Origin of the sequence: Hyphomonas sp. GM-8P (assembly GCF_003263315.1) — a bacterium.
In the GTDB taxonomy this organism is placed as follows: Bacteria; Pseudomonadota; Alphaproteobacteria; order Caulobacterales; family Hyphomonadaceae; genus Hyphomonas.
Window position 1 is genome coordinate 1 of the sequence record NZ_AWFE01000055.1, and the last position, 232, is coordinate 232.

The 232-nt window shown below is 59.5% G+C and carries 1 tRNA gene; it reads right to left on the reverse strand.

Annotated elements, in window-relative coordinates:
• Window positions 1-39 precede the first annotated feature (39 nt).
• Window positions 40-115: transfer RNA gene (locus HY26_RS04140), tRNA-Trp, on the reverse strand.
• Window positions 116-232: the final 117 nt, after the last annotated feature.

Sequence of the window (232 nt, forward strand, 5' to 3'; positions counted from 1 at the left end):
AAAGTGTTACCTATGTCTCCGGGTCGGACAAAATTTGCCTGGCAGGGGCAGCAGGACTCGAACCCGCGACCCTCGGTTTTGGAGACCGATGCTCTACCAACTGAGCTATACCCCTTCAGGCGAGGTGAGGGTTTGCCCGAAACTCCCCGCCACCGCAAGCCGGAAGGCTCAGCGAAAAGCCGTTTTTGGTGACCAGCCACCCCAAAGCAAAAAGGCCGCCCGGATTGGGCGG